This is a genomic window from Clostridioides mangenotii TR, from assembly GCF_000498755.1.
Taxonomy (GTDB): Bacteria; Bacillota; Clostridia; order Peptostreptococcales; family Peptostreptococcaceae; genus Metaclostridioides; species Metaclostridioides mangenotii_A.
In genome coordinates, this window is the sequence record NZ_AXUS01000026.1 from 31854 (window position 1) to 43133 (window position 11280).

The 11280-nt window shown below is 33.4% G+C and carries 6 protein-coding genes; 4 read left to right on the plus strand and 2 right to left on the minus strand.

Annotation, left to right across the window (positions count from 1 at the left end; genetic code table 11):
• Positions 1-94 precede the first annotated feature (94 nt).
• Both uvrA and uvrB read right to left on the minus strand, forming a co-directional pair.
• Positions 95-2920 (minus strand): excinuclease ABC subunit UvrA, encoded by a 2826-nt coding sequence (uvrA, locus tag T473_RS0112745; protein WP_024622245.1) that lies wholly within the window; start codon positions 2918-2920, stop codon positions 95-97.
• Positions 2921-4891: an excinuclease ABC subunit UvrB gene (gene uvrB / locus T473_RS0112750; RefSeq protein WP_024622246.1), complete on the minus strand. Its 1971-nt coding sequence runs from the start codon at positions 4889-4891 to the stop codon at positions 2921-2923.
• Between the two features lie 617 nt (positions 4892-5508).
• Between uvrB and T473_RS0112755 the strand changes: the two genes are divergently transcribed.
• The 4 genes from T473_RS0112755 (at position 5509) to T473_RS0112770 (ending at position 10858) form a co-directional block, all read left to right on the plus strand.
• Positions 5509-7584, plus strand: coding sequence for a sigma-54 interaction domain-containing protein (locus tag T473_RS0112755; protein WP_024622247.1), 2076 nt, complete (start codon positions 5509-5511; stop codon positions 7582-7584).
• A 235-nt stretch (positions 7585-7819) separates the two neighbouring features.
• On the plus strand, positions 7820-8992 hold the full coding sequence (locus T473_RS0112760) for a MalY/PatB family protein (RefSeq protein ID WP_024622248.1): 1173 nt from the start codon (positions 7820-7822) through the stop codon (positions 8990-8992).
• Positions 8993-9070: 78 nt separating this feature from the next.
• On the plus strand, positions 9071-10519 hold the full coding sequence (gene nhaC, locus T473_RS0112765) for a Na+/H+ antiporter NhaC (protein WP_024622249.1): 1449 nt from the start codon (positions 9071-9073) through the stop codon (positions 10517-10519).
• Positions 10520-10594: 75 nt separating this feature from the next.
• Positions 10595-10858: a hypothetical protein gene (locus T473_RS0112770; protein WP_024622250.1), complete on the plus strand. Its 264-nt coding sequence runs from the start codon at positions 10595-10597 to the stop codon at positions 10856-10858.
• Positions 10859-11280: the final 422 nt, after the last annotated feature.

Here is an 11280-nt window from a genome sequence, read left to right on the forward strand (position 1 = left end):
TGAGTATATAGATTCAATTACATATTTGGAAATTCATAGTCGCTATCCTGTAATCCCTCATATGTACCATATCACTTTTTTAAACTTAAATAATCTACTCAAAATATTTTTTTAAAAACTGTCCTGTAAAAGAAGCTTTTACTTTAGAAACTTCTTTTGGAGTACCAGTAGCAACTATAGTTCCTCCCTTATCTCCACCCTCAGGTCCAAGATCGATTATATAGTCACAAGCTTTAATTACATCTAAGTTGTGTTCAATAACCACTACAGAATTTCCAGTATCGGCTAATCTCTGTAAAACTTGAATTAACTTATCTACATCCGCAATATGAAGCCCTGTTGTAGGCTCATCTAAGATGTACAGAGTCTTTCCTGTTGGTCTTTTGCTTAGCTCAGTGGCAAGCTTAATTCTCTGAGCTTCTCCACCCGATAGCTGTGTAGAAGGTTGCCCAAGTTTGATGTATGAAAGTCCAACATCTACAAGAGTTTCAAGTTTTCTTCTGATATTTGGAATATTTTCAAAAAATTCAACTGCTTCCTCAACATTCATATCCAATACATCTGATATTGTTTTATCTTTGTATTTAACTTGTAATGTCTCTCTATTATATCTGTCTCCTTTACAAACTTCACATGGTACATATACATCTGGAAGGAAGTGCATCTCTATTTTTATAATTCCATCGCCTTTACAAGCTTCACATCTTCCGCCTTTGACATTGAAACTAAATCTACCCTTTTTATATCCTCTAGCCTTTGCTTCATTTGTAGCAGCAAATATATCCCTTATCTGATCGAATACTCCAGTATAAGTCGCTGGATTTGAACGAGGTGTTCTTCCTATAGGACTTTGGTCTATATTTATTACTTTATCTATATTTTCTATTCCTTTTATCTCTTTATGTTTACCAGGTCTCTTTCTAACCCTGTTTACAGCACTAGAAACGCCTTTGTAAAGTATATCGTTTATAAGCGTGCTCTTACCTGATCCAGAAACACCTGTTATATTCACAAATTTGCCAAGAGGTATTTTTACATCTATATTTTTCAAGTTATTTTCAGAAGCTTTAATTATTTCTAGGAAGTTTCCATTTCCTTCTCTAGTCTTTTCAGGAATTGGAATTATCTTTTTCCCACTTAGATACTGCCCTGTTATAGAGTTCTCATTTGCTATTATCTCATCTAAAGTACCTTGTCCTACTATTTCTCCACCGTGGATTCCCGCACCAGGCCCTATATCTACAATATGATCAGCTTCTCTCATCGTGTCTTCATCGTGTTCGACAACTATAAGAGTGTTTCCTAAATTTGTAAGGTTTCTTAGTGCAGATATAAGTCTGTCATTGTCCCTTTGATGAAGACCTATACTTGGCTCATCAAGTACATACAGAACTCCAACAAGAGCAGAACCTATTTGAGTAGCAAGTCTTATACGCTGTGCCTCACCTCCAGATAGTGTTCCTGCTTTTCTAGATAAGTTTAGGTAGTCAAGTCCAACATCTCTCAAGAAAGTAGCTCTCTCTTTTATCTCTTTGACTATCTCCTTTGCTATGAACTGTTGTTTCTCGGTAAGAACTAAACCATCCATAAATTCAATCAATTCATTTACAGAAAGATCCGTTACATCCATAATATTTTTTCCATTAATAATTACGGCTAGAACTTCTTTTTTTAATCTTTTTCCCTTACATTTCGGACAAGGTCTCTCAGCCATATACTCCTCAATTTTATCTCTAGCGTACTCTGAATTGGTTTCACTATATCTTCTCTCTAAGTTTACAACTACTCCCTCAAAGTAAGACTTGTACTGTCTAACCCCTCCGAATTTAGATTCGTAAGTGAATTCTATCTTAACATTTTCTCTTCCATAAAGAAGTTCATCTATAAACTCTTCTGGTAAATCTTTAAATGGTGTAGTTAAAGACACTCCAAAATGATCTGCAAGGCTTTTAATCATCTTGCTGTAGTAAGTGTCATCGTTAACTCCCGTAGATCCCCAAGCGGCAATCGCACCTTGTTTTATAGATAAATCCTTATTAGGAACAACTAAATCAGGATCTACCTCTCTGCTCTCACCAATCCCCTTACAAACATTACATGATCCAAACGGAGCATTAAATGAAAACATTCTTGGGGATAGTTCTTCTATTGCAATTCCATGTTCTGGGCACGCAAATTTAGTTGAAAACAGTATCTCATCTCCGTCTACAACCTGCGCTAAAACTAAACCATCCGCAAGTTTTACAGCTGTTTCCACTGAATCGGCAAGTCTTGTTTCTATACCGTCTTTCACAACAATTCTATCTACAACAACTTCAATGCTGTGTTTTTGATTTTTACTTAAATCTATATCATCTGTTACCTCGTAGTTTTCACCATCAACTCTTACTCTTACATAACCATCTTTTTTAATGCTATCCAGTACTTTTTTATGAGTACCTTTCTGCCCTCTGACAACAGGAGAAAGTATCTGTAGTTTAGTTTTATCTGGAAGTTCTAAAATCTTATCTACAATCTCTTGAATAGTCATCTGACTAATCTTCTCTCCACAAGTAGGGCAGTAAACATCGCCGACTCTTGCATATAAAAGTCTAAGATAATCGTATATTTCTGTAACCGTTCCAACTGTAGAACGTGGATTTTTAGATGTAGTTTTCTGATCAATTGATATAGCAGGCGAAAGGCCTCCAATATACTCTACACTCGGTTTTTCCATTTGACCCAAAAACTGTCTTGCATAAGAGGATAGGCTCTCTACATAACGTCTTTGTCCTTCTGCATATATTGTATCGAATGCTAAAGATGACTTTCCAGAGCCTGATAAACCTGTAAATACAATGAATTTATCTCTTGGTAGCTCTAGACTTACATTCTTTAGATTGTGCTCTTTTGCCCCTTTAATAACTATTTTATCGTCCATTTACTTTTGTATCCTCTCTTCCAATTCTTTAATCTTATCTCTCAACTGTGCTGCTCTCTCAAATTGTAAATCTTTTGCAGCTTCTAACATCTCCGTTTTTAATTTTTCTAAGTTTGCTTTCATTTCATCTATATCGTCTGTATCTTTGATCCCGTATACAACTTCATCTTCAGCAACCGCAGTAGCTTCGATACTATCTTTTATATTCTTAACTATAGTCGTCGGAGTAATGTTGTGTTCCTCGTTGTACGCATTTTGTATCTCTCTTCTTCTTTGAGTTTCATCTAAGGCATTTCTCATCGAATTTGTAATCCTATCTGCGTACATTATTACCCTACCGTTTTCATTTCTCGCAGCACGCCCTATTGTTTGTATCAATGATGTCTCAGAACGTAAGAATCCTTCCTTATCTGCATCTAATATTGCAATCAAAGATACTTCTGGAATATCAAGACCCTCTCTAAGTAAGTTTATACCTACTAGGACATCAAATTTACCTAATCTCAGATCTCTTATTATTTCAGTTCTCTCTAAAGTAACTATATCTGAATGAAGGTATTTAACCTTAACTCCTACTTCCTTTAGATAATCTGTCAGGTCTTCACTCATCTTCTTAGTAAGAGTTGTAATCAATACCCTCTCTGATTTTTCAATTGTCTTGTGTATTTCTCCAAGTAAATCGTCTATCTGATTATTTATAGGTCTAACATCCACTATTGGATCTAGTAGCCCTGTAGGTCTTATTATTTGCTCAGCTACAGTTTCTGAATGTTCTATTTCATATGGTCCTGGTGTTGCACTTACAAACAGCATCTGATGTATATTATCTTCGTACTCAGAAAAGTTTAAAGGTCTATTATCAAGAGCCGAAGGGAGTCTAAATCCATTCTCTATAAGAGAAGTTTTTCTAGATCTATCTCCTGCATACATACCCCTTACCTGAGGAATAGTAACATGCGATTCATCTACAATTATAAGGAAATCATCTGGGAAGAAGTCCATAAGTGTGTAAGGTTTCTCACCCTCAGCCCTTCCAGTTATATGTCTAGAGTAGTTTTCTATTCCTTGACAAAATCCTATCTCTCTCAACATCTCTATATCGTAATTTGTTCTCTGCTCAATACGCTGAGCTTCGAGCAACAAATCTTTTTCTTTAAATATCTTTACAGTTTCTTCTAGCTCTTTCTCTATTGCTGTAATCGCTTTTTCTATTCTCTCTGGAGTTGTTACATAGTGAGATGCGGGGAAAATAACTATATGACTTCTTACACCCTCTATCTTTCCAGTAATATAATCGATCTCGGTGATTCTCTCTATCTCATCGCCAAAGAACTCTATTCTTATGGCCTTTTCATCATTACTCGCAGGGAATATCTCAAGTATATCTCCTCTTACTCTAAAAGTACCCCTAGTAAAGTTGATATCATTTCTCTCGTACTGAATTTCTATCAGTTTTTTTATTACTTCATCCCTGTCTCTTTCCATTCCCGGTCTAAGTGATAGCATTAGCTCTTTATAGTCTTTTGGATCCCCCAAACCGTATATACATGAAACAGATGAAATTATTATTGTATCTCTTCTCTCAAGTATAGAAGCAGTTGCAGAGTGTCTAAGTTTATCGATTTCGTCATTTATACTAGCATCTTTTTCTATATAAGTATCACTATGAGCAACATAAGCCTCAGGTTGATAGTAATCGTAGTAACTTACAAAATACTCAACCGCATTATCGGGAAAAAAATCCTTAAACTCACTGTACAACTGTGCAGCAAGGGTCTTATTATGTGCCATAATCAGCGTAGGTCTATTTATTTCCTGAATAATATTCGCCATAGAAAATGTCTTACCAGATCCAGTTACACCTAGTAAAGTAGAGAATTTTTCACCATCATTTAGTGATCCCACGATTGATTTAATAGCTTCTGGTTGATCTCCAGTAGGCTTAAAGTCAGATTTTATTTTGAAATCCATACTAATCACTTCCTTTTTTCGAACATTAGTTCCTAATGTATATCATTATATCACAATTTAAATTATTTTTTAATCATATTTCGTATTTATTATAAAGATTTCTTTTCCATTTTTGGGGTTATACCTTTTTTATGGAAATTTATAATATAAAAAGGCCTCTATGGGGGATAGAGGCCTTTATGGGGGAGATTGAGTAATCTATTTTTGCTATATTACGTTTACATTATATATTATGTCCCAAAAGTTAGGGCCTTAAACATTTTTATAATTTTATTTTTTATAAAATGGTGGATAATTATAAATGTCGCATTTACCATATTTTTTTCCTTGCAAATGACTTTGTGTCGACATTGTTAATAAATCCCTTCTACTTTAATTAAGTTTAAATTTGTAAGATGATTTAACACAGTTAATAGTTAATATAACAAAACTTTTTCTACTTTAGGATTTTGTCTTTTTGTGAAATACTGATATAATTATTTCTATACTATTCTATATAAATATATAATTAATTGATATTTTAAATTATTGTTATTTAGATAATATATCAGTAGTTAAAATACCTATAAATATCATTCGGATACGTAAGTTACTATAAATTTAAGTGAGGTATATATATGAGCTTTAAAGAATTAGCTGTTGTAACGCTAAAAAAAGATGCTGGTGAAATATATAAAAACCAAATACTCTACTTTTTAGGGAATAATTTAAAGATAAATCTTTATTCATTTGAAGAAGGGAATTTCCATTTTGTAGAGGAAAAGTTAATTCTTCTATCTGTATATATGAAGCATGATGAGATTGCAAAAATATCATCTCCTGATGCTCAAATTCTCATTCCCAAACTTACTTTTGAAAAATCTAGTGTAGATACATTGACTCTACTTCCTAAAAATGAAACTGTGTATATGTACAATCTGAGCAGAGATATGGCTCTTGAAACTATATCTTTAGCTTACAGACTGGGCATAGATCACTTAAATATACTTCCATGTTATCCACATATGGACAACCCTCCTGTTGATTCCACTATTTTGACACCAGGAGAAAATGTTTTATTTGAAACATCTACATGCAGTATAATCAATTTAGGATATAGAATTATAGATATAAGCTGTATAGTCGAGATAGCTATAAAAACAAACCTTGAGCATATTATCAAAGATGATTTGATAAAAAAATATATGGATAAAGTAACTCCTACTAGCTACTGTACCGAAACACTTCTATATGATAGAAATAAACTCGAGAATCAATTCGATTTATTACTATCTGCAATAGATGATGGAATCATATGTATAAACCACGGTGGAATTGTGCAATTCTACAGTCATATCGCAAAAAAAATACTCGGTATTGACGATAATTATATGATTGGAAAACACATAGGCGATTGTATACACGGTATAGATTTTAAAGATATTATAGATAATAAAACTCAAATTTTCGGTAAGCTTATTAAGATAAATAAGATCGATGTAAATATAGAAATTAAATACGTACAACTTAATATATTCGATGGATTTATAATAAAAATAACTAAGTTTTATCAAGCTGAGAAAAAGCAAGCAGAACTACGTGCGCAGTTAGCTAACTCCGGCAATATAACTAAATACACATTTGAAGATATAATAGGATGCAGTAAAGAAATTAACCATACGAAAAATTTAGCCTACAAAATGTCTCAATCGAATTCCTCTATTCTAATTATCGGAGAGAGCGGTACTGGAAAAGAACTCTTTGCACAATCTATCCACAACGCGTCTAGCAAAAGCTTTGGACCATTTGTAGCTTTCAATTGTAGTACTTTTCAAGAAAATCTACTCGAAAGTGAACTCTTTGGATACGATGAAGGCGCTTTTACAGGTGCAAAAAAAGGCGGTAAAATAGGACTGTTTGAGCTTGCAAACAACGGGACAATTTTTTTAGATGAGATTGGAGAAATGGATCTAAATTCTCAAGCTAAACTACTTCGCGTAATACAAGAAAAACAGATTAGAAGAATTGGTTCAGACAAAGTCGTAAATATCGATGTAAGAATAATTGCAGCCACTAATAGGGATTTAAATGAACTTGTACATCAAAATAAGTTTAGAAAAGATCTTTATTTTAGGCTAAATGTACTTCCTTTAAAGATAAAACCCCTTAGAGAACGTACAGATGATATTTTTATGATATTTAATTCATTTAAAAAAGATATAAATACCAACTTTGAACTTAGCGATAATGTAAAAAATATATTTCTCCACTATTGCTGGGAAGGAAATATAAGAGAACTTCAAAATCTAGCTGAGTACTTTTCTTATCTGGACAAAGATATAATAGAGATATGCGATTTTCCAGAATATATACTGGACACAATTAAAGGCGGAAACAATAATCTTCCTTTGCCATTAAAAGAACCTATAGATTGCGACAAACAATCTGATTCATTTAAATTTAAAAGACCTTTGAAAGAGTACTTGTTTGTCCTTAATCAACTAAACACCGCCTTCAATTTAAGACAAAGAATTGGCAGGAGGACATTACACAATTTGGCTTCTTCTAATGGTATATTCTTAACTGAGCAGCAGATTAGGACTATTTTATTAGATTTACAAGATCGTGGGTATGTAGACATACTAACTGGTCGAGGTGGATCTGTAATAACAAATGACGGATTGAAATTTTTAAATAAATATAAACAGGTTTAACGGTTCCCATTTTACCCCATTAAACCCGTTTATATTTTATACTTAGACTATTTTATATAAACGAAGTAAGCCTCCTTATTAAAATATAAATATTTTAAATCATGGCCAAGCTTACATCCTTTTAATTGCAATCACTGCGCCTATTTTTATGTTATATTCTTGTAAATTATATTTTTATGGCACATTTATTGCTTATTACTAATTTATATAAAATTTTAATTGGAGGTAATAAAACATGAAATACAATTTTGATGATGTAGTAGATAGAAGCGACAACTTCGCAGCGAAGTGGTCAGAAATGAATAAAAAATACGGAACTAACGAACTTCTTCCAATGTGGGTTGCAGACATGGACTTTAAAGCTGCTCCATGTATAGTGGATGCCATTAGAAATAGATTAGACCAGGAAATATACGGATATACTACTAGACCAGATTCTTACAATGAATCTATTGTAAACTGGGTATCAAAGAGATACGGATGGGATATAAAAGGTGATTGGTTGATATTTAGCCCAGGTGTTATGCCAACTATAAGTTTACTTATTAGTGAATTAACTGATAAAAAAGATAAGATAATGATTCAAGAGCCTGTATATAGCCCATTTAACAGCATTGTTAAAGCAAATGACAGGGAATTGGTGATAAGTCCATTAATAAAGGAAGAAAACGGAAACTATGTAATGAATTACGATGAAATAGAATCAAAAATCAAAGATGTTAAATTATTTATACTTTGTAATCCACACAATCCAGTTGGTAGAGTTTGGACAAAAGAAGAACTCAAAAAACTAGGAGATATATGTATCAAAAACGGAGTAAAAGTTATATCAGATGAAATTCACAGCGATATAATACTTAAAGGTCAAAAGCACATACCTTTTGGATCAATCTCCGAAGAATTTGCTCAAAACAGTATAACATGTATGGCCCCAACAAAGACATTTAACATAGCAGGACTTCAAATGTCACAAGTTATTCTTCCAAACGAAGACGACTATAAAAAACTAGATACTGCCTTCACTAGAATCGATATAAAAAGAAACAATGCCTTTAGCTTAGTTGCTACAGAAGCAGCTTACAACCACGGAGAAGATTGGTTGGAAGAATTCCTAGAGTATCTAGAAGGCAATATAGACTTTGCAATCGATTATATAAATAAAAATATTCCTGCTCTCAAAGTAAATAAACCAGAAGCCACATATTTATTATGGGTAGACTTCAGCGGATTAGGAAAAAGCAATGAAGAAATTGCAAAAGCCTTAGTAGAAAAAGGAAAAGTAGCATTAAATAACGGACCTTCTTTCGGAATCGGTGGGGATCAGTTCCAAAGAATCAACCTAGCTTGTCCTAGAGCAATGGTTGAAGAAGGATTATCTAGAATAAAAACTGCAGTAGATTCTCTATAATAAGATTTTCAGTAATCAACCAGATTCTACAGCTTTTACACTAATAAAAATAAGCAAGTAAATCGAAAGGAAAATATTATGAGCGAAAATACAGAAAAAAGAAAACCTACGTTTAGGTACGCAGTACTAGTTATCCTTGCAGTAATAATATTCACTACTATAGGAATGGTTGGATACGGAGCATCTGTAACTACAATGTTCTTATTATCATGGATTATAGTCGTACCAGCAGCAATGAAGCTTGGATATACAAATAGCGAAATCGAACGTGCTGGCTTCGAGGTTGGGGTCGACGCATTCCAGTCCAACTTTATAATACTATCTGTCGGAGCGCTTATTGCAGCTTGGACAGCTTCAGGAACAATACCGACAATTGTATACAGCGGACTTTTAATAATAACACCTAAGTACTTCTTAGTTGCAACACTAATAATATGTTCACTTACATCAATTGCCACAGGTACATCATGGGGAACGCTAGGTACATCAGGTGTCGCTCTAATAAGTATAGGAAACAGCATGGGTGTACATCCAGGACTTACAGCAGGAGCCATTATATCAGGTGCATTCTTTGGTGATAAAATGTCACCTCTATCTGATACAACAAACTTGGCAGCCGCCATATGTAAAACAAACATAATAACCCATATCAAACACATGATGGGCACAACAGTCCCATCTTACATCATCTGTGTAGTTTTATATACAGTTATAGGGTTTAAATATGCAAACAGCACAATAGACTACCACCAAATAAGTGAAGTAACTACGATTTTAAAAGCTAACTTCCACATAGGAATTATAGCATTAATACCGATAATATTCTTAATGATTCTATTAGTACTACAAAAACCACCAATACTATCAATACTTGCATCTACAGTAATGGCTGGAGTAGTTGCAGTACTTCAAGAAGGTCAGAAAATAAAAGACATATTTGAGTACATGTTAAGCGGATTCCAGATAGAAACAGGTCTTGCGTACACGGACAAGCTATTAAACCGCGGAGGTATAATGAGTATGGCCGAAACAGCACTCTTAGTCTTCGTAGTCTTCGTAATCGCTGGTATACTACAAAGAACAGGATTCCTAGAAGTATTACTTGAGCCAATGATAAAAAGAATCGGTAATTCTAGAACTAAACTAGTAGGATCAACATTTATCGTAAGTTACCTAGCAAACGCATTTAGTTCATCAATGATGTTTACATCAGTATTTGTAGGTACAGTAATGTCACCGATTTTCAGAGAATTTAAATTGAAACCTGAGAACTTATCTCGTATAATAGAAGATACAGCAACACTCGGTGCTCCACTAATACCGTGGAACTCCAATGCAATCTTCTGTAGTCAAACACTAGGCGTAGGAATATTTACATTTATACCATACTGTTTCCTAAACTGGATAAGTCCTATAATTAACTTTATATACGGAGTAACAGGATTTTCAATGCCAACTTACACTGATGAAGAGCTAAAAGAATTAGAAAGACAAGAACTAGAATCACAAAATTTTGCAAATATTTAGTATGATAAATTATAAAGATCGATATAAAAACCTATGTAATCAAAGAAGTAAAATTATGAGCTAAGGAGAATATTTATGGAATTTCATTTTTATTATATAATTCAAGATATAGTAGGCGTTATGCTTGCCTTTCTAGGCATAAGGATGTTTATATTATGTTTAAAGATAATATCTGTAAATAAACTCTCCAAAGGCTCTGTACTTTTGCTTATAAGATATGCTTTAATGATTTTATCTGGAGTAAACTTGCTTCTGAATAGCTTTGGGGCTAAGCCTTGGATCGTAAGTACAGTGCTTATGATAGTAGCTTTGGTGCCATTTAAGAGAGATAGATCTTGAGAACACACGATAAAATAGAGATAGAATTGTAAATGGAGATATCCTATACCTCAGCTTGTTAAAAAGGCTGTAACTGTATAGGATATCTCCATTTTCACTTCTATATATGTCGTCTCTTTCCTTCAACGGTCGATCTTTACACTCTCTTTTGACCGTATGCTTGAATTAAATCCAATAGAAGCTTAATTAGTATATAATAACAATTTTTATATTTATAAATCTCCGCAACACAGCCCTAACGTAGGAAGTTTGTACGGTTTTAGATTTAAATAAAATAGAGGGTTAATGGTTGAATTTCGAATGGATATGAGGATGATGTTGTGAGCTTGTAGATGTCTGGCTTGATTTCTTAGCCAGCCTACAAGCTCACATCAACATCATCATATACGTTCGGAATTTAACCATTAACTCCTCATAATATT

Bases quoted from the DNA above. Each gene is read 5' to 3' on its own strand.
- uvrA (WP_024622245.1), bottom strand. From the start codon at position 2,920: ATGGACGATAAAATAGTTATTAAAGGGGCAAAAGAGCACAATCTAAAG.
- uvrB (WP_024622246.1), bottom strand. From the start codon at position 4,891: ATGGATTTCAAAATAAAATCTGACTTTAAGCCTACTGGAGATCAACCA.
- T473_RS0112755 (WP_024622247.1), top strand. From the start codon at position 5,509: ATGAGCTTTAAAGAATTAGCTGTTGTAACGCTAAAAAAAGATGCTGGT.
- T473_RS0112760 (WP_024622248.1), top strand. From the start codon at position 7,820: ATGAAATACAATTTTGATGATGTAGTAGATAGAAGCGACAACTTCGCA.
- nhaC (WP_024622249.1), top strand. From the start codon at position 9,071: ATGAGCGAAAATACAGAAAAAAGAAAACCTACGTTTAGGTACGCAGTA.
- T473_RS0112770 (WP_024622250.1), top strand. From the start codon at position 10,595: ATGGAATTTCATTTTTATTATATAATTCAAGATATAGTAGGCGTTATG.